At 72.5% G+C, this 19,067-nt stretch carries 15 protein-coding genes; 12 read left to right on the plus strand and 3 right to left on the minus strand.

The features are described from left to right. Positions 1-624: 624 nt before the first annotated feature. Positions 625-2,616 (plus strand): PfkB family carbohydrate kinase, encoded by a 1,992-nt coding sequence (locus ACIQBJ_RS06790; RefSeq protein WP_400704695.1) that lies wholly within the window; start codon positions 625-627, stop codon positions 2,614-2,616. A 128-nt stretch (positions 2,617-2,744) separates the two neighbouring features. Continuing rightward, positions 2,745-3,365, plus strand: a complete 621-nt coding sequence (locus ACIQBJ_RS06795; RefSeq protein WP_400704698.1) for a D-glycero-alpha-D-manno-heptose-1,7-bisphosphate 7-phosphatase — start codon at positions 2,745-2,747, stop codon at positions 3,363-3,365. A 35-nt stretch (positions 3,366-3,400) separates the two neighbouring features. On the opposite strand, the gene ACIQBJ_RS06800 is transcribed toward ACIQBJ_RS06795, so the two are convergent. Beyond that, the gene (locus ACIQBJ_RS06800; RefSeq protein WP_400704701.1) at positions 3,401-3,976 is read right to left on the minus strand and encodes a hypothetical protein; all 576 of its coding nucleotides are present in this window, start codon (positions 3,974-3,976) and stop codon (positions 3,401-3,403) included. Next, positions 3,973-5,316: a hypothetical protein gene (locus tag ACIQBJ_RS06805; RefSeq protein ID WP_400704704.1), complete on the minus strand. Its 1,344-nt coding sequence runs from the start codon at positions 5,314-5,316 to the stop codon at positions 3,973-3,975. Before ACIQBJ_RS06805 ends, ACIQBJ_RS06800 begins: the two co-directional genes overlap by 4 nt. Before the next feature lie 842 nt (positions 5,317-6,158). Between ACIQBJ_RS06805 and ACIQBJ_RS06810 the strand changes: the two genes are divergently transcribed. From ACIQBJ_RS06810 to ACIQBJ_RS06825, 4 genes are all read left to right on the plus strand, one after another. Beyond that, complete coding sequence (locus tag ACIQBJ_RS06810; RefSeq protein WP_400704707.1) at positions 6,159-6,590, plus strand: hypothetical protein; 432 nt, start codon at positions 6,159-6,161, stop codon at positions 6,588-6,590. Positions 6,591-6,860: 270 nt separating this feature from the next. Beyond that, positions 6,861-7,646 (plus strand): MerR family transcriptional regulator, encoded by a 786-nt coding sequence (locus tag ACIQBJ_RS06815; RefSeq protein ID WP_400704710.1) that lies wholly within the window; start codon positions 6,861-6,863, stop codon positions 7,644-7,646. Between the two features lie 203 nt (positions 7,647-7,849). Beyond that, complete coding sequence (locus ACIQBJ_RS06820; protein WP_400704713.1) at positions 7,850-9,316, plus strand: SagB family peptide dehydrogenase; 1,467 nt, start codon at positions 7,850-7,852, stop codon at positions 9,314-9,316. 68 nt (positions 9,317-9,384) lie between these two features. Continuing rightward, on the plus strand, positions 9,385-9,738 hold the full coding sequence (locus ACIQBJ_RS06825; protein ID WP_400704716.1) for a hypothetical protein: 354 nt from the start codon (positions 9,385-9,387) through the stop codon (positions 9,736-9,738). A gap of 54 nt (positions 9,739-9,792) precedes the next feature. Here the strand turns inward: ACIQBJ_RS06825 and ACIQBJ_RS06830 are convergent, their stop codons facing one another. Continuing rightward, entirely contained in the window at positions 9,793-10,686 is an 894-nt protein-coding gene (locus tag ACIQBJ_RS06830) for a JmjC domain-containing protein (protein ID WP_400704719.1), read from the minus strand. Between the two features lie 486 nt (positions 10,687-11,172). On the opposite strand from ACIQBJ_RS06830, the gene ACIQBJ_RS06835 reads away from it, so the two are divergent. From ACIQBJ_RS06835 to ACIQBJ_RS06860, 6 genes are all read left to right on the plus strand, one after another. After that, complete coding sequence (locus tag ACIQBJ_RS06835; protein WP_400704722.1) at positions 11,173-12,195, plus strand: LLM class flavin-dependent oxidoreductase; 1,023 nt, start codon at positions 11,173-11,175, stop codon at positions 12,193-12,195. A gap of 44 nt (positions 12,196-12,239) precedes the next feature. Then, complete coding sequence (locus tag ACIQBJ_RS06840) at positions 12,240-13,541, plus strand: LLM class flavin-dependent oxidoreductase (RefSeq protein WP_400704725.1); 1,302 nt, start codon at positions 12,240-12,242, stop codon at positions 13,539-13,541. Between the two features lie 497 nt (positions 13,542-14,038). Next, positions 14,039-15,451 (plus strand): hypothetical protein, encoded by a 1,413-nt coding sequence (locus ACIQBJ_RS06845; protein ID WP_400704728.1) that lies wholly within the window; start codon positions 14,039-14,041, stop codon positions 15,449-15,451. Between the two features lie 13 nt (positions 15,452-15,464). Further along, positions 15,465-16,013 carry a nucleoside 2-deoxyribosyltransferase domain-containing protein gene (locus ACIQBJ_RS06850; RefSeq protein WP_400704731.1) on the plus strand — a complete coding sequence of 183 codons (549 nt, stop codon included), beginning with the start codon at positions 15,465-15,467 and terminating at the stop codon, positions 16,011-16,013. 40 nt (positions 16,014-16,053) lie between these two features. Then, positions 16,054-16,860 carry an HlyD family efflux transporter periplasmic adaptor subunit gene (locus ACIQBJ_RS06855; protein ID WP_400704734.1) on the plus strand — a complete coding sequence of 269 codons (807 nt, stop codon included), beginning with the start codon at positions 16,054-16,056 and terminating at the stop codon, positions 16,858-16,860. Continuing rightward, positions 16,861-19,065, plus strand: a complete 2,205-nt coding sequence (locus ACIQBJ_RS06860) for an NHLP family bacteriocin export ABC transporter peptidase/permease/ATPase subunit (RefSeq protein ID WP_400704737.1) — start codon at positions 16,861-16,863, stop codon at positions 19,063-19,065. Positions 19,066-19,067: the final 2 nt, after the last annotated feature.

Genomic DNA, 19,067 nt, shown 5'->3' on the forward strand with positions numbered 1-19,067 from the left:
GGTTCGGGGCGCCCCCCCGGCGCGCCGGGGGGGGGGGGGGCCCCCGGCGGGGGGGGGGGGGGGGCCCGGGGGGGGGGGGGGGGGGGGGGGGGGGGGCCCCCCCCCCCCCCCCCCACGGCCGGTCGGTTCAGATGCGCTCGAGGCCACCGGAGAGGGCCTCCAGGTCCTCGTCCTCGATGTCGACGACGATCTCGGCACCCGTCTCCGGGTCGGCCTTCTGGAAGTCGTTCATTTCGGGTTCCTCCACGTGGGAAATTCGATACAGAGTTCCGGACCCGGCCTCGAAAAATACGGCAGGAATTTCCGGAGCCCGTCTGCCGTCGACGGGGTCTTTCGAAGCTAGGTCCGGCAGGGCGGTCCGGGCAACGCGTTCCGGTCGATTCCCCTGCGGCGTACCGGAAATCGGTCGGGCCGCTGCACCGATCCGCGCAATCGTCGGCCACCGGATGACGGCGAACGGAGCCGCTGCCCAGGGTCCCGAGGCGTGACGTCGACATCTAGGCTGCGATCCGAGGCCGGGACGTCGCTCCCCTGCCGCCGTTCCACCGAGAAGTGCGGCACGATCCTCGGCACGGCCGTCGAGGGGCCGGCTGTCCCGACCCCGAAGGACCAGGTGAACCTCTGATGACCGCCACGGACACCCGCCCGTCGCCCCCGTGGGCCGACGGCACCGAGCACCTGGACCGGTTGCGGCAGGCGCTGGCCTCCCTGGACGTTCGGCAGTTGGGCGAGTGGGGCGCCCAGCTGGCGGGGGTGTTCCGCACCGGTGGACGGCTGCTGGTCGCCGGCAACGGCGGCTCCGCGGCCGAGGCCCAGCACCTGACCTCCGAACTCGTCGGGCGCTTCCGCGCAGAGCGGGCACCGATGTCCGCCATCGCGTTGCACGCCGACACCTCCTCGGTGACCGCCATCGCCAACGACTACGGAGTCGAGCAGGTCTTCGCCCGCCAGGTCCGCGCCCACGGTCGGCCCGGCGACGTCCTGCTCCTGTTGTCGACCTCCGGCACCAGCCCCAACGTCCTTGCCGCTGCCGCCGCCGGCCGGGAGTCGGGCATGACCGTCTGGGCGCTCACCGGTCAGGGGCCGAATCCGCTCGCCGACGCCGCGGACCGTGCCGTCCGGGTGGACGCCCCGCAGGTCGCCACCGTCCAGGAATGCCACTTGGTCGCCGTGCACCTGCTGTGCACGGCCGTTGACGCCCGGGCCACCGAACCGTCCCTGCCCGCGGCAGCCGTGCCGGACCGCACCCGGCGACTGGTGGTCGTCGGCGACGTCCTGCTGGACCGCGACCTCACCGGCACCGCCGACCGGCTCTCCCCGGAAGCCCCTGTCCCCGTCCTCTCCGGCACCCGGGAGACCGAACGGCCCGGTGGCGCAGGGCTGGCCGCCGTCCTCGCCACCCGCGAGCCGGGCTGGCAGGTCACCCTCGTGTGCGGTCTCGGCCGGGACGAACCCGGGCGCCGGGCCCGCGGCCTCCTCGAGGAGGCCGGCGTCGAGGTGATCGACCTCGCCACCGGCGGTACCACCCCGGTCAAGACCCGCGTCCGTTCCGCCGGCCGCACCCTGCTGCGCTTCGACACCCCGGCCGGAGAGTTGCCGCTCGGCCCGCTCCCGGTCGTCGTCCGCGCCCGGCTCGCCGAGGCAGCCGCAGTCCTGGTCTGCGACTACGGACGCGGTGTCACCGCCCACGAGCAACTGCGCGCAGCCCTCACCGCTGCGGCCTCGGCCCGCCCTCTGGTCTGGGACCCGCACCCGAACGGCGCGCCCCCGGTTCCCGGCACGGCCCTGGCCGTCCCGAACGCGGACGAAGCGCTCCTCCTGACCGGCGGCGCAGCGTCGTGCGGCCTGGCGGGCGACACCGCCCGGGCCGTCCGGCTGCTGACCGAATGGCCCGTCAAACAGGTTGCCGTCACCCGGGGGCCCGGTGGCGCGGTGCTGGTCGCGAACCGGGAGGACCATCCTCTGGTCGTCCCGGCCAGGGCCGTCACCGGGGACACCTGCGGCGCGGGTGACCGACTCGCCGTCACCGCCACCGTGCTGCTCGCCGCCGGACGGCTGCCCTCCCACGCCGTCGCCGCGGCCGTGGACGCGGCCACCGGCTACGTCGAAGCCGGCGGTCCGGCCTGTCTCACCGTCCGGCCGCGCCGGGAAGGCACCGGCCCGCTGCAACTGGCCGCCCGCGTCAGGGCGCGCGGCGGGACGCTGGTCGCCACCGGCGGCTGCTTCGACCTCCTCCACGCGGGACACCTCGCCCTCCTGGAACAGGCCGGCCGCCTGGGCGACGCGCTCGTCGTGTGCATCAACAGCGACGACTCCGTACGCCGGCTGAAGGGCCCGGACCGGCCTGCCGTCGGTCAACGCGAACGTGCCGCGCTGCTCGAGGCGCTGGACCGCGTCGACGGCGTGATCGTCTTCGACGAGACCACCCCCGAGAAGGTCCTCGCCGAACTGCGCCCCGACATATGGGTCAAGGGCGGCGACTACGCGGGCCGCCGCATCCCGGAGGCGGACCTGGTGGAGAGCTGGGGCGGCGAAGTCGTCATCGTGCCCTACCTGGACGGCCACTCCACCAGCACCCGGATCGACCGCCTCGTCCGACGGGCGGCGGCTCGGTGAACGCCGGCACCGGCCTGCCGGTCACCGGCGCGACCGCCGGGAACCGCGCCGGCCGTTCGCGTCCTTCTGCGGCCGTGCGGTCCGCTGAGCCCGTGCCGGCGTGCGACCGGCGACGTCCGCGGCGCGCGGTGTTCCTGGACCGCGACGGCACGCTCACCGAACCACGCCACTATCCCCGCCGTCCCGACGACCTGGTCCTGCGACCGAACATCGGGGCAGCGCTGCGTGCGCTCCGGCACGAGGGTTTCGCCCTGGTCGTCGTCACCAACCAGAGCGGGGTGGCGCGCGGACTCCTCACCCCGGACGATCTGGAGGCCATGCACGACCGGCTCCGCGGGCTCCTCGCCGACCACGGGGTCCACCTCGACGGGATCTACGCCTGCCCCCACCACCCCGACGGCACGGTGACCCGCTACCGAAGCGCCTGCCCCTGCCGGAAGCCGGCGCCGGGCATGCTCCACCGGGCCGCCCACGACCTCGGCATCGACCTGCTCCGCTCGTGGACGGTCGGGGACTCGGCGTGCGACATCGCCGCAGGGCGACGGGCGGGGACCCGTACGGCAGCCGTCGGCCGCGACCCGCTCGACGGGGTCGCCCCGGACGTGCGACGCGCGACGACCGCCGGGGCGCTCCACGAGGTTCTGCGCCGGTGCGGCACCCCGCCGGGAACCGTCGCGGGTCCTGCCGACCCGGTCGGTGGCCGGGGGCGGGCTCTCCCCGCGCCACCGGGCCGTCCGTTCGGCACGTGACCCGTCCGGAGGGGAGCGCGTTCGACCCGTTGCCGTCACCGGAGGGAGAGCCCGGTCGGCAGGCGGTGGCGCGGATCGGTGCGCCAGGTGTCCGGCAGTCGGTGGAAGAGGGTTCCGGGCCGGGCCCAGAGAAGGGCGGTGACGCGTGGATTCGCGACGAGCCTCGGGCATTCCACCCGGTGCCAGTTGCTCTCTTTCCTGATGGTGTCGCCGAAGACGATCCGCACCTCGCCCCGGGCGGCTTCGGAGAAACCCGCCGAAGCGTTCCGCCAGAATGCTTCGGCCCGTTGCGAGTATTCGGAGTAGTACGGGGTGGGCATGCGGAGGTCCTCGATCAGCATCATCATCGTCTCCCCGCCGTACTTCCGGGCGGTGGCCTTCGTCGCCTCCTCGACCGACCTCCCCCCGCAGGTGCCGCTGTAGTACCACAGCGCGGTGGGGACGCGGTTCTCGGCAGCGGTCCGGATCTGTGCCCGGGTCACCCATCGGGAGGCGTCGTCCGTCTGCCCGGGAAGGACGATCCCGTCGCTCTTGGTCAGCCACTCGCTTTCCAGGGGAACCGACGCGTCGACCGGTTCGGCTCTGAGGCCGGAGCCCGTGCGCGCGGTCACAGGTAGGCGGAGTGCTCGGGGACGTCCGGAAGGGGCAGGTGCTGGATCACGGGGTTGCGCTTGCCGCCCGGGGTGAAGTGGAAGTCCTGGTGCGGGCGGTGGCGCAGGCGGAAGCCCGCACGGCCCCCGAAGTACGAGTCCAGGCGGAGGTTGATGTCGCGGACGCAGGCGGCGGCGGGTTCCGCCGGGCCGGCGGTGACGAGGTCGAGGACACCTGGTTCGGTCTGGACGACCTGGTAGTCCGGGAGGCCGGCGGCGGCCAGCGCGGCGAGCAGTGAGTACGGTGAGTAGACGGCTCCGTCGCGGCCGACCAGGCTGCTGCGGGTGCGGCCCACGAGCCTTTCGGTGACGGTGCCGGGCAGACCGCAGCCGCAGTCGACCGGGCGGGGCGCGAGGTCGCCCGTGACGTAGCGGATGACCGGCATGGGCGTGGAGACCAGGGAGGTCAGGACGATCTCGCCCACCTCCCGGCCGTCGGTCGGCTCGATCTCGGGCAGGACGAAGTCGTCCTGGAAGTGCAGGCGCCGCTGCTCGCACTCGAAAGCCGCGTAGCCGGTCTCCGCGGTCGTGTACAGCATGGTCACCCGGCAGCCGAAGGCTTCCTCGACCACGCGGCGGCCACTGTCGGGCATGTGTTCGTAGGTGGCGACGACGCCGTGGGGACGCAGGACGATGCCGCGTTCCAGGCAGTACCTGGCCAGGGTGATGATGCGGCTCGACGAGCCGGTGATCTGGTCGACCGGGAGGCGACCGACCACGGCTTCGTAGTCCGCGACGATGTCGGGTGCCCCGGGGTCGTAGCCGCGCAGGTTGCACTTGACGTAGGGGCGCGGCAGCATCACCGGTTCGAACAGCCGGGTGCCGGGGAACAGCAGGCCCAGGTTGAGCACCGTGCCGCTGTCCGGCAGGCCGAGGAAAGCGCTCAACCGCTCCCGGACCACCTGGAGCAGCAGGCTGCCGGTCTCCGCGGTGGACAGCAGGGTGACGGGTTGTCCGGTGCTGCCGCTGGTCTGCGACAGGAAGAACGCGCCGGGGGCCATCCGGCCGGTCGGGTCGCGGGTGATGAAGTCGGCGAAGTGCTCGCGCAGGTCGCTCTTGCGGACCTGTGGGAAGTCCCGCAGGCCCAGGTGCCGGCGGTTGCGCAGGGCGGAGTAGTACGGGGCCCGTTCCACCGCAGTGGTCAACAGGTGGTCGAGGCGTTCGCGTCCCCGGTCCGGGTCGTACGGCGCCAGGTCCTCGATCTCCCGGCGCTTCTCCAGGAACCAGTCGGACGACGTCTTGCGCGTGATGCGTTCGCGCAGCCGCTGGAATTCGTGTGCCAGATCGCTCGGCAGGTTCAACGCGTTCCTCCGGGGAGGCGGCCGTCCGGGTGCCGCGAGGCGCCGGCACCCGGACGGGGAGCGGGCTTCAGCTGACTTCGAGGCCACCCGCGACGTTCTCCAGGTCCTCGTCGCCGATCTCGGCGGCGAACTCGTCGGCGGCGGTCTCGGTGGTGGTGTTCCGGGTCTCGCTCATGATTCCTCCGTGGAGTCGCCGGCCGCATTCCGGCGGAAGCCGCGCGGAGATGTCGGTGGGGTGTGGCGGGAAAGCGTCGCTTCCCGGTGGGACGCCTCGAACCTAGGAGCTGGGGAGAAGGGTCACAAGGAATGCCCGACACTCTCCCCGAAGCGTGCACGGCGGCGAGGAACCGTCCCACCGATCCGATCCGTTCCGCCGTCGCCGGGGACGCGGTCGCGACACGTATCCGTGCAAGCGTGGGCGCGGCAGCGGCCGGGAGCGGTGCCGTTCGTGCCGGCCGTTGCACCCGCGGTGCCCTCCCGGCCTATGCTCCGGACCGACGGCCCCCCGTGGCACGGTGGTTCGGTCTCCCGCGCGCAGCCCCGGAAAGGACCTCGGGTGGTGCTCGGCCGGGCGGTCCACAACCGGGTGGCCCGTTCCGGCCCCACTCCCGACCCCGTGCCCGGAGGCATCGTTGCGCGCCGAATCCGCTGCTGCGAATATCACCAACGCCCTTGAAGGGCAGCGGAGTTCGTCGATCCCACGGCCCGGCCCCGCCGAGCCGGTCAGGGCGGAGCCGCTCGGAGCGTGGGTCCCTCGCGCGGACGAGCGGCCGTCCAACGGTGGCGGTGTCGTGCTGCCGGGGCAGACGGACGACGTGTCCCGGTGGGTGACGAGGGAGCAGATGCGGAACGCCACGAGGGACGGCGGCCCCACCGCCCTGTGGTACTACTGCGGCACCTACCGGGGAAAGGCGGTCGAGGAATCGGCGAAGGCCACCGCCAGGAAGTACGGCGGGCGGACGATGATGATGCTGATCGAGGACCTCGGACTCCCGACCCCCTACTACTCCGACTATTCCGAAAGGGCCGCGGCCTTCTGGCGGAACACATCGGTGGGATTCTCCGAGGCAGCCCGGGGCGAGATCCGGGTCGTCTTCGGCGACGTCGTACGCAGGGGGAACACCTGGCAGCGCGTGGAATGCCCGGTGCTCATGGCGAACCCGCACGTCACCGGCGTCCTGTGGGCTCAGCCCGGTACCGCGTTCCGCCGCCTCCTGGGCCCGGGCCGGCGCGATCCCCGTCTCCACCTGCCCCCTGGACTCGTACCGGGCTGAGCCGTGCCCCGGCCGGGACGTTCCGCGACGGCCGGCAGGAGCGGGCGTCCGGCGGGTCGGCAGCCGATCGTCACTGCGGCGTTAGTCGTTCATTAGCAGGACGATCGACCATGGCAATGCGCTGTGATCATCACCTTCGGAGTGGGGACCCGCACGCCCCGAGCTCGGTGGACTCGGATGTTCCCACCTCAGGAACGTATTCACTCGGCGTGGTCCCTCCAGCCTCCGGCACGGCTGCGCCAACACCGCTGCACAACCGAGGAGCAAGACATGGAGTCGACCCAGCCGTCGACCGCGGCCCGCGCCGGTCGACCGGGGACCTGCTACACGGTCGAGGAGGTCTCCCAACTGGTGGGGATGTCACCCCGCAACATCCGCGCCCACCAGTCCCGCAAGCTTCTCCCGTCCCCGGTGCGCCGGGGACGGAACTGCTACTACGACGAAACCCACGTCCTCCGGTTGCACCACATCGTCAAACTGCAGCGCCAGGGCTTCAATCTCGTCTCCATCGCGGCCTTCCTCGGAGTGGGGGCCCACGACGACGACGAGGAGGCGCTGCTGGCGGCCGCGGTCAAGCGGACGGTGCGTGACCAGCCCGCCGTGTTCTACGCGTTGAACCGCCACGGCATGCTCGGACGGGAACCCGACGGGACGGCGACGATCTCCCAGCCCGGCGTGCACCGGGCGATGACGGAACTCGTTCGGACGGGTGTCCCCCCGACGGCCGCGCTGCGCTGCCTCGCCCGGTCGCTGGACCGGATAGCCGGCGTCGCCGAAGAACTGATCGCCTCGTCCAGCGCCGAGCTCATCGCCGCGGCCGAAGGCGGAGGCCCGGCCCGGGCGGCCGATGCCCGGGTGCCCGACCAGGGGGCGGCCGGCGTGCGGGAGGGCGTGCTGCGGCCCACCCGGTTCACCGAGGGGCTGGTGGAAGTGCTGGTGAGTACGTTCCGGTCCGCGGTGGAGGACCGGGGCCGCGATCTGGTCACCGAACTCCTGATGGAGGACGGCGGTTCCGAACCCTGGTTCGAGGAGCACCTGGTGGTCGAGAACGGGTGACCTCGACGGCGTCGTCGCGGATCCCGGCACGCCTTCGGCGGCACGGTTCGGTGCAACCGTGTTCCGTCGGTGGGCGATGCCGCATAGCGTGTCCTCGGTCAAGGCACCTCGGCTCCGGCCGGGGAGCCGTGCGCCGACCGTGATTGCTCGGGCCTGTGCCCCCGGCGGCACACCGCACGACCGCCCCAGTAACGGAAGCACGAATGCCAGTGAACCCCGCCTTTTCCCTCCCCGCACCGGACACGATCAGGGCCGACAGCTACCGGCTCCGCGCCGACGCCCGGTTGATCGAGGAGCCGGACGGCCGAATCGTCCTCGAGCAGTCCCGCTACCGACTGCACCTGCCCGGACTGGAGGCCGGTCGCAAGGCCGTCCTGCTGCGGATGGAGGAGGACTGGCTGAGCGACCTCCAGATCGCCCAGCTCGTCACCGGGCTGGAGGGCGGCTCCCGACTCCTGTCGGCCCAACTGCTGGTGCGCCGGCTGCTGATGCACTCCTGGCTGGAACGCCGGGTCTCGGCCGGTGCCCGGGCCCTGCTGGACGTGGTGCCCCGCCGGATCGGCCCCCAGAACGTCCCGCCACGGCGTCAGCAGCAGATCGGGACGGCGTACCGGATGTCCAGGTTCGCGGTGCTGCGTGCCGAACCGGGCCGGATGGCGGCGTACTCGCCGCTCAGCACGGTCGGGATCGGCTGCCTGCACCCCAGGCTGACCGCCGTCCTGGCCCGTGCCTGTGCGGAGGGGGTCGAACTCGCCGACGTGGCCGACGAACTGGACGTCGACACGGCGACGGCGGGCATCCTGCTGGAGGAACTGCTTGCCGCCGGCCTTCTGCTGACTCCGGAGGAGGCCGCGGCCGAAACCGGGGCGGCGCCGATGGCGTTCTGGTCGGCGGAGGAACTGTGGCTGCACGACCGTTCGCGGGCGGAGCGCCACTCGGCACCGATCGGTGCGACCGACCGGTTCCGCGGTTTCGCGCCGGAGGACCTCGGACGGACGCCCGCCGCCGCGCCCCGCTCCTCGGTCGCGTTGCCCGAACCCCCTTGCGCCGCCCGGGGGGACGCCTCCCTGGCGGCGGTGATGGCGCGCCGCCGCAGCCTGCGCCGACACGACGACAGCCGACCGGTGACGCTGGCGCAGCTCGGGGAGTTCCTCCATCGGGTGCAGCGCCGCGAAGCCCGCGACGACGACGGCGGGAGGACCTCCGTCCGGCCCTATCCGGGCGCGGGCGGTCTCGGCGAGCTGGAGATCTACCCCCTGGTCTCCCGGTGCGCGGATCTGCCCGGTGGCCTCTACCACTACGACTCGGTGCACCACGGCCTGACCGTGGTCGCCCCGCCGGGGCCCGAGACCGAGCGGATGCTGTCGTTCGCCCGCGGTACGGCCGCCATGCCGGCACCGCCGCAGGTCCTGTTCGTGATCACCGCCCGGGTCGGGCCCCTGATGCGGAAGTACGAGGGGACGCCGTACGCGCTGGCCCTCAAGGACGCCGGGATACTGACCGCCTGGATGTACCTGGTCGCCACCGACATGGGCCTGGCGCCCTGTGCCCTCGGCGCGGGCGACGCCGCTGCCTTCTCGGCACTGGCCGGCCTGGACACGCTGAGCGAGCCGGCCATCGCCGAATTCGCCCTCGGTTCCTGCCCGCCCACCGCGCGGAAGCCGGCCTGAACCCCGGAACCGGACCGCTCCGGCCCGTAGCGCACTCCCTTCAGCCCCAGACCGCAGAGGAACGAGCCATGTACTCCGTCGAACGCACCGCTTTCGCCTCCGGCTACAGCGCGGCGGTGGCCGCTGTCTGGTCCGACCCCGGCCAGGAGCGACTCCTGGAGCAGGACCCGCGCACCTTGCTCGCCGAGCACGGCGTCCGGGTGCCGGCCGGGACCGCGGTGGTCGTCGACCGGGACAGGTTCTCGGCGTCGGAGGTGTTGGAGGAACAGATCCGCTCCTGGGAGGAGTCGGCCGTCAGCGGGCTCCTCACGCTGTTCGTGCCCCACCCGGACCGGTTCGAGGAACGGGAACTACGGGAGGAGGAACTGGACGCGCTGGTGGCCGGGACGGGGTCGCAGGGTTTTCCGGAGATTCCGTTCTGACCGCCCCGCCGGCCGGAGCCCGCGGGGACGGGCGCCGGCCGGCCCGGTGCGCGGTCAGTCCCGTGCCGTGGCCAGGCCCGCCAGCGTCCGCCGGTCCCCGGCGGAATCCGCGTCCGGCCGCGGGACCGTCTCGACGGCGGCGCACAGCTCCTCCGGCGTGAGCGCGGCCAGGAGCCTCCGGTGGTGGTCGAGCAACTCCTGTGCCGTCCGGCGAAGTTCCGCGGGGTCGATCGGGAGGAGGGGCAGTACGAGCCCCTCGGCGAAGCGGCGGGCGAGCTCGGCGCGCAGTTCACCCGTACCGGGCTGACGGACGGTCAGCGACAGGTGGAAGGACAGGCCCTCGGTGTGCCCGACGGCCGAATGCGCCGCACCGCGGGGAACGTACAGCACCTCGCCGGCGTGCACCGTGGTCTCCAGCTGCACCGGGCCCGGGTCCGCCTCGGGTCCGGGCCGCCAGTTCCCGTCGGCGGGCGGGTGGTGGATCTGCCACCGCTTGCCGCCCTGCAGTTGGAGCACGAAGACGTCGGCGTCGTCCCGGTGCGCGGGGAAGCCGCGCCGACCGGGCGGGGTGACGAAGAGGAAGGCTTCGACCCGTCGGCCCAGTTCGGCGCCGAGCCGGTCGGCGAAGGCGGCCGTTCCGGCGTGCCAGTGCTCGATGTTGCGCATCACCAGGGTGGCACCGGACTCGACGTGTCCCCTCACCTTGTCCGGATCGGCGTAGCCGCGGAAGTTGCGGTCGACGAGGTGGCGGGTGCTGGTGTACTCGCTCTGCTCCAGCGCCTTTCCGTCGGCGACGACCTCGAGATAGGGGACCCGCAGCAGGCCCGAGGCCAGCACGGTGTCGACGTCCACCAGTCCGACCGGCGCGGCGAGCGGGACGGGTGGGCGCAGTACGAGGGCCCGGCGGCGCCAGGCCGTCGCCAGGAACGGTGCGGGGTCGCCGACCATGGACCGGAGAGTTTCCATCGGGGATCGGCCTTCCGTCTCTTCGGGAGCATTTCGCCGTGCGGTGGGACGAGGCGAACCTAGGGCCCGCCGGACGAACGGCGCAAGAATTCCCGGACACTTCCCCGGATGCCTTCCCCGGCGCGTCCGGATCGTTCCACCGATCCGTGCCGTGATTTTCCCGCACCGCACCCCCTCTCCCCGATCCACCGGCCCGCACGGGCGGGAGCGATTGCCCCGGGCGTGTCGGATCCGCCCGACGGGCAAGGGAGCCGGGGACGCGCCGCTCCGATGCCACCGATCGGTGCAATCCCCGGGGGAGCCGGCCATGGTTCCGCGCCGCCGAATCGATTTCTTGTCGCTGTCGAAAGGCTGAACTAGGGTGGCCCGGAAATCCGGAGGAACCGGCGTTTCCCGCTGCTGTGCGGGGTGCCGGGTCCGGTGGGCCTCCGTGTTTTCCGGAGGAAATGCGCACAGGGGGAGCTGCCCGTGTTCTTGGGTGTCGAGATCGGCGAACCGGGGTCCGCCGGGGCCGGCTGCGTGCGGGCCGCACGACTGGCCGAACAGGGGGCGTTCGCCTTCGTGACCCTGGACGAGTCCCTCGTCCCCCCGGCCGGGGCCGGGACGGCCTGGCCCCCGGCCGGGCAGAGCCGGCTGAACCCGGTGACCGCACTGGCCCGTGTCGCACCGCTGACCACGTCGATCGGGCTGCTCGCGACGACGAACGTCAGCCACCTCGAACCGTTCCACGTGTCGAAGGCCCTGGCGACGCTGGACCACGTCAGTTCCGGGCGCGCCGGCTGGTGCGTACGGGTGTCCCGGGGCGCGGAGGAGGCGGGGCTCTTCGGGGACCTCGCCCCGTGCGACCTGTCGGCCAGGTACGAGGAGGCGGCCGAGTTCGCCACCGTGGTCGCGCTGCTCTGGGACAGCTGGGCGGACGGTGCGGAGATCCGCGACAGCGCCACCGGGAGGTTCCTGGACGGGACCAGGATCCGCGCGGTGGACCACCGGGGCAAGTACTTCCGGGTCAAGGGCCCGGGGATCGTCCCGCGGCCGCCCCAGGGGCATCCGGTCATGGCGGTGCGGGTCGACGCGGACGAGGACCTGCCGCTCGCGGCCTGCGCGGACCTCGTCCTCGGCCGCTTCGACCGGGTCGTCGCCGCCCGTCCCCGGCTCGGCCCCGGGAGCCGGACGGTCGCGGACCTGTACGTGGACTGCCGGGGACTGCCGCCCGGCCGGTGGGCCTGGGGGACGGACGGCCCGGTCACGACCGGCGGTGTCCGCGACCTCGCCGGCTTCCTGCGGGGCGCGGCGGAAACCGGAGCGGTGGACGGGTTCCGTCTCGTCCTCGCCGACCCGGCCGTGGAGCTGGGCCGCTTCGTCGCCGAGGCCGTCCCCGTGCTGCGGGCGGACGGCCTGCTTCCCCCCGCGGGCGGGCCGGACGGGGCCCGTCGCACCTTCCGCGAACGTCTGGGCCTGCCGCACCGGGCGCCCAACCGGCTGTTTCCGTGAACCCGCAGTCCCGTCCGGCCCATCGACACGCTAGGAAGACCGCAGTGAACCTTGGACGGCGCCGACTCCACCTGGGCGTTCTCTTCCCGGTCAATCCGACCACCACGGTCTGGCAGGGCGGCATGCCGGGCAGCCAGATCGACTTCGCCGCGATCGCCGGGCTGGCCGTCGCCGCCGAACGGGGCAGGTTCGACTACCTGCTGCTGGCCGACGACCTCCGGCTGCCCGAACGGAACGGCGCGGTGACCGAGGTCGGGGTGGCCGGCCGACACGACCTGCTGACCGTCCTCTCGGCCGTCTCGGCAGTCACGGACCGGTTGGGCCTGGTGGCCACCGTCAACACCACGTTCAACGAGCCCTACGACATCGCCCGCCAACTCGCCACCCTCGACCACCTCGCGAAGGGGAGGGCCGGTTGGAACGCCGTGACGACGCCGGACGCCTGGGTCGGGGAGAACTTCCGCCGGGGCGGCTTCCTCCCGCACGCCGAACGCTACGAGCGGGCCGCGGAGTTCGTCGGGCTGTGCCGCGCTTTCTGGCAGGGCGGGGACGGCACGCCGTCGGCCCACCAGGGCCGTCACTTCCGGGTGGAGGGCCGCCCGGTGACCGCTTCCGACGGGACCGAGCCGGTCCTGGTGCAGGCCGGGGACTCCGAGCAGGGCCGGGAGTTCGCCGCCGCCCACGCGGAGGTGATCTACAGCCGGAAGAAGGGCCGGGCCGGTCTCGACTTCTACGCCGATGTCAAGGGCCGGCTGGCGCGCCACGGCCGCGATCCGGGGCAGCTGCGGATCATGCCCGCCGTCACCTACGTGGTCGGGGAGTCCCGGGCGGAGGCCGAGGAACTGGCGCGGGCCAGGCGGCTGGAGATCGTGACGCCGCAGATGGCGACCCACTACCTGGAGGCGCTCTGGGGGTGCGACCTCTCCGCCTACGACCCCGAGGGCCCGCTGCCCGACATCGGTCCGGACCTGGACGGCGCGGCGGCTTTCGTCACCGGTCGGCCGACCGCCATGGACGCCCGGAGGCGGGTCGACCGGGTGGCGTTCCTCCGCCAGGTCGCGGAGTCCAGGAAACTGTCGATCCGTGGGCTCGTGGCCCTGGTCACGCACACGAAGGCGCTGGCAGGCACCGCGTCCGACATCGCGACCGAGATGATCGGTTACGTCGAGGCGGGCGGCTGCGACGGCTACATCATCGTCCCGGACCGGGCGCCCGACGGGCTCGACGACTTCGTCGAACACGTGGTGCCCGAACTCCAGTCCCGCGGAGCGCTTCCCGCGGAGTACGGGTCCACCGGCCTCCGGGGCCACCTCGGCCTGCCGGAACGCCTACCGGCCCGGCGCTGAAGGATCCCGGGCGGACCCGCCCCCGCCGTGCGAACGCCGGCCCCGAGCTCCCGATGACGACGGGCGCCCGGGGCCGGTTCCGTTCTCGGCGCGCACCGCCGGATGCCGATGGAGCCCGGTCGATGACACGGATCGCTGTCATGGTCGGACGCCGCCCCTGCGCGTCTTGGTGGAAATCCCGCCCGATCCTTGTCGGCCGCCGAATCCCGAGAATATCGTCCTTCTCGAAGCCGAACGGAACCGGACGTGAAGTCCGCACCGTTTCCCGGTGTTCCCACAACGATCAGGAGGTTTTTTCATGGGTGAGAACGAGAACCTGAACGCCGCTGCCGAGGCGACCGAGAACGACGAGTTCCGTGACGAGGACCTGGAGGGCGTCGCCGGCGGCGAGTCGCACCGCTACCTGCTCTGACGGGCCGCACGATCCGGCCGCGTTCCGGCCCCGTCCGGAACGCGGCCCGCAGCATTTCACAGGCGACCAGGAGGAGGTGTTTGTCGTGCAGGACCAGCTGACCGATCCGAAGCGCGCAGTGGCGGAGATCGGCGAGAAGTTGAACCGATTCCTGCGCTCGTCCCGCTATGCCCAGAAGCGGGCGGAAATCGAGGGGATCGTTGAATTCAGTCGCACGACGGCCGAGGAACGCCTGGCCGGCATCCTGGCCCACGCCCGGGACCGGGTGCCCCGCTACCGCGCACTGCAGGACCGTGCGGCGCTGACGCTCGGAGACTTCCCGCTGACCCTGAAGGCGGACCTGCGGGACCGGTTCACCGACTCGATCAGCCGGGACGAGACCGGCCGGATGGAGCCGGGCCACTACTTCATCCACGAGACCAGCGGCAGCACCGGCCAGCCGGTACGGCTGCTGACCACCGCGGAGACCGGCGGACTGTCCAGCCTGGTGATCGCCGAGCGGCTCAACCGCTACCTCGAACTCCCGGACACCGGAACCGAGTTGAACCTCGGGCTGCAGTACGAGGGCACCCCGCTGGTCGAGGCCGGCTACCTGCCCCGCCCGTACGTCCGGTGCAACCTCCGGGGCTTCGACCCGTCCTCCCCCCGCATCGCGCAGACCTACGCGGCGACCGTCGGGGCGTTCCCCGTCGACCGGATCGTCGGCACGTCGAGCCGACTGGTCGGCCTGGCCCGGTACTGCCTGGAACGGGGCGTCGAGCTACAGCCGAAGGCCGTGGTGGCCTCCTACGAGCACCTGCCCGAGGAAGGGCGCCGACTGATCGAGGCGGCCTTCGGGCGGTCGGTCACGACCGTCTACGTGACCTCCGAGACCGGGCCCGCGGCCTGGGAGTGCCGCCGGGGGAGCCTGCACTTCCAGGACGACTTCGTCACCCCCGAACTCCTGCCCTACCAGGGCGACCCGGCGCTGCGGAGCATCACCTTGACCGCGCTGCTGTCCCGGGCGATGCCGGTGCTCCGCTACGTCACCGGCGACCTGTGCGCCCCCGCGACGGACTGCGGCTGCGGACTGCCCGGCACCGCGGTCCACTCGCTGGTCGGACGCTCGAAGGCCACCCTGGTGGGCACCGACGGCTCGGTCTACTCGCCCTACGCCCTGCTGGCGGCCCTGTCGAACGCCGGGCTGCCGGACTTCCAGGTGCTCCAGGAGCAGCCGGGTGACCTGCAGCTCATCGTGCCGGAGCCGACCGCGGAGGTCCGCCGGTGCGTCGAGGCCATCGACGACGACCTCGCCGCGTACTTCGCCGACGGCCGGGGGCTGCGCCTGCGGCTGTCCGCGGCCGACACGTTCGTCCTCAGCGGCCGGGGCAAGCGCAACCCCGTCGTCCAGCGCCTCGACGTCGCACCCGGCGCCGTCGAGGGCACCGGGTACCTGCGCTCCGGGGTCCGCAGCCCCGCCTACACCGGCCCGGTGCCCCGGCGCCCTTCCGTCCCGTAGAGGAGTTCGTGCCGTGACCGGATCGCCTCTGCAGGTGGTGGGTTCGCTGGAGCAGGTCCCTTCCGTGCCGGACGCCCTGACGGTGTTCCTGGCCGGCGGCATGCGCGACTGCCCCGACTGGCGGCAGTGGGCCGTCGAGGCGCTCGCCGACCAGTGGCGCCGGTCGGGAACCGGCCGCCCCGTCACGGTGCTCAGTCCCAGCCGGGCCGTCCCCGGCCGTGCGTTCAGTCCCGAACTGGTGCGGTGGGAGCACGAGGCCCTCCGGTCCTGCGACATCGTCCTGTTCTGGTTCCCCCGGGGCAACGAGAAGGCCCCCGAGCAGCCGATCGCGCTCTACGAACTCGGGGTCGCCGCCGCGACGTTCAAACCGATCGCGGTGGGCGTCGAGCCCGGTTACGCACGCAGCAACGACGTGACGACCCAACTGCGGTTGATCCGCCCGGACCTCTCGGTCCGCCACGACCTGGACGCCACCGTCGGCGACGCGGTCCGCGTGCTGCGCCGCACCGGGGAAGCGCTGGGCGCGGCGTACTCGACCGCCGCCGCGCTCCAGGCCGTCTGAACGGCGAGCGACACACCGCCCGCAGGAAGGAAGCCACACCGTGCAGTTCCGTGAGCAGGCCCTGGCCAAGCTCCAGTCCACCGCCGACCTCGGGACGGCGGCCACCCTCGCCAGACCGCGCACCATGGTCGCGGTGGTCATGGTCACCGTGCTCGTCGCCCTCGGATCGCTGTGGGCGGTCACCGGCGCGATCCCCCGACAGGTCACCGTCCCCGGCATCCTCACCTACGGGGACGGCAGCTACACCCTGGACAGCTCGGTGTCCGGGCAGATCACCGGCGTCTTCGCCCAGCAGGGCACCACCTTCCCGGCGCAGGCCCCGCTGTTCACCGTCCAGACCGACTCCGGCCAGCAGACCGTCCGCGCCTTCAGCGGCGGCCGCACCACCGCGATCCTGGCCCAGGTCGGCCAAGTGGTCACCGCGGGCACCCACCTCGCGGTCGCCGAGCGCATCAGCGGGCCCACCGACCCGCTGATCGCGGTGCTGTACGCGCCGACGAGCAGCGCGGGACTCATCAGCCCCGGCAGCAGCGTGGACCTCGACCTGCGCTCCGCCCCCGCCCAGCAGTACGGGGTCCTGCGCGGCGTCGTCGAGTCGGTCAGCCAGTTCTCGCAGACCCAGGGGCAGATCGCCGGCTTCCTCGGCGACGCCCAACTGGCCGGCCAGTTCTCCGCCCAGGGCCAGCCGATGCAGGTGGTCGTCCGCCTGCTGCCGTCGGCCGACACCGCGAGCGGGTTCCAGTGGTCCACCCGGACCGGCCCGCCCTACCTCGTCGATTCCCGCACACTGGTGAGCGCATCCGTGCACTTGCCCTCGGTCAAGCCGATCGGCTGGGTGCTGTCGTAGATGTCCGCGTTCACCACCTCCCTCCTCTCCCGGACCCGCGGCCTGCTGCGGCGCCGTCCCGCCCGCCGCGTCAAGCCGCCGGTGGTCTTCCAGATGGAAGCGCTCGAGTGCGGGGCCGCCAGCCTCGCCATGGTCCTCGCCCACTACAAGCGCTACGTGCCGCTGGAGGAACTGCGGGTCGCCTGCGGCGTCTCCCGGGACGGCTCGAAGGCCTCCAACGTGCTCAAGGCGGCGCGCCGCTACGGTCTGACCGCCACCGGGCGCCGGATGGACACCGAGGCGCTGTCGAAGCTGGCGCCCCCGGCCGTCCTGTTCTGGGAGTTCAACCACTTCGTGGTCCTCAACGGGTTCGGCCGCCGCCTGGGCCGGGACGTCGTCCACCTCAACGACCCCGGCACCGGGCCGCGGGTCGTCGAACTCGCCGATTTCGACGAGAGCTTCACCGGCGTGGTGCTCACCATGGCGCCCGGCCCGGACTTCCGCCCCGGCGGACGCCGCCCCGGCGTCCTCGCCGGAATGCCGACCCGGCTGCGCGGGAGCTGGGGCCTGCTCGCCCTGAGCACCTGGATCAGCGTCCTGCTCGCCGTCGTCGGTGTGGCCTACCCGGCCCTCACCCGGGCCTTCGTCAACAACGTCCTGCTGGGCGGCGACCACTCCTTCCTGACGCCGTTCTTCGGTCTGATGGCGGCCACCGCGCTGGTCACCGGGTCCCTCGCGTTCCTGCGCCAGTCCTTCCTCCTGCGCCTGCGCATCACCAACGCGACGGTCAACAGCAGCCGCTTCCTGCGACACGTCCTCCGACTGCCGATCAACTTCTTCGTGCAGCGCAGTCCGGCGGACATCAGCAGCCGGGTGCAGTCCAACGACCAGGTCGCCGTCACCCTCTCCAACGACCTGTCGAGCACCCTGGTCAACGCTCTCGTCGTCGTGGTGTACGCGGCCCTGCTGTGGTCCTACGACCCCTGGCTGACGGTCCTGAGCGTCTCGCTGTCACTGCTCAACATCGTGGCCCTGCGGATCGTCGCCCGGCTCCGGGCCGGCGGGGTCAGCCGACTGGCCAGCGACGAGGCCCAGTTGCTGATCACCTCGTTCAGCGGCCTGCAACTGATCGAGACGATGAAGGCCACCGGCGGTGAGAACGCCTTCTTCCGCCGCTGGGCCAAGGAGCAGTCCGCCGTGGTCACCGGGCAGCAGCGGATCGGTGTGCCGAGCGCCGTGATGGCGGTGGTCGCCCCGGCCCTGGCCTCCGTCACCACGGCGATGCTGCTGCTGATCGGCGGCCTCCAGGCGGTCCAGGGAAATCTGACGGTGGGTCTGCTGGTCGCCTTCCAGGCGCTGGTGTCGGCCTTCGCCAATCCGATCGCCCAGCTGATCGCGGTGGGGCAGCGGGTCCAGGATTTCGGCGTCCAGGTGACCCGGCTGCGCGACGTGGAGAACTACCGGCCGGAACCGCGCCCCGAGGCGTCCGCGGTGCCGGCCGGGCGGTTGGCCGGGAACCTGACCTTCGACCGGGTCACCTTCGGCTACAACCAGCTGGACACCCCGCTGGTCAGCGACTTCTCCTTCACGGTGGGCCCGGGGCGGCAGATCGCACTGGTCGGTGGCTCGGGCAGCGGGAAGTCCACCGCGGTGCGGCTGATCTCGGGCCTCTACCGCCCCTGGGAGGGCTCGGTGGACATCGACGGCCTGCCGCGCGAAGGCATCGCCCCGGAGGTGCTCAGCGCTTCGGTGGGCTTCGTCGACCAGGACGTCTTCCTGTTCGAGGGAACGGTACGGGACAACGTCACGCTGTGGGACAGCTCCGTCTCCGACGAGCGCGTCATCACCGCGCTCCGGGACGCCGCGGTGTACGACGTGGTCTCCTCGCGTCCGGGCGGCATCTACGCCCGGGTGGAGGAGGACGGCCGCAACTTCTCGGGCGGCCAGCGCCAGCGCCTGGAGATCGCCAGGGCGCTGGTCCGGAATCCGCGTCTGCTCGTCCTGGACGAGGCGACCAGTGCCCTGGACGCCGGGACGGAACTTCTGATCATGAACAACGTCCGCCGCCGCGGCTGCGCCACGGTCGTCGTCGCGCACCGCCTGAGCACCATCCGCGACAGTGACGAGATCGTCGTACTGAATCGGGGCGCTGTGGTCGAACGGGGCACCCACGACGACCTTGCCGCAGCCGGCGGAGCCTACGCCCAGCTGATCAGGGAGCACTGACG

Source organism: Kitasatospora sp. NPDC088391 (assembly GCF_044753345.1).
Classification (GTDB): domain Bacteria; phylum Actinomycetota; class Actinomycetes; order Streptomycetales; family Streptomycetaceae; genus Kitasatospora.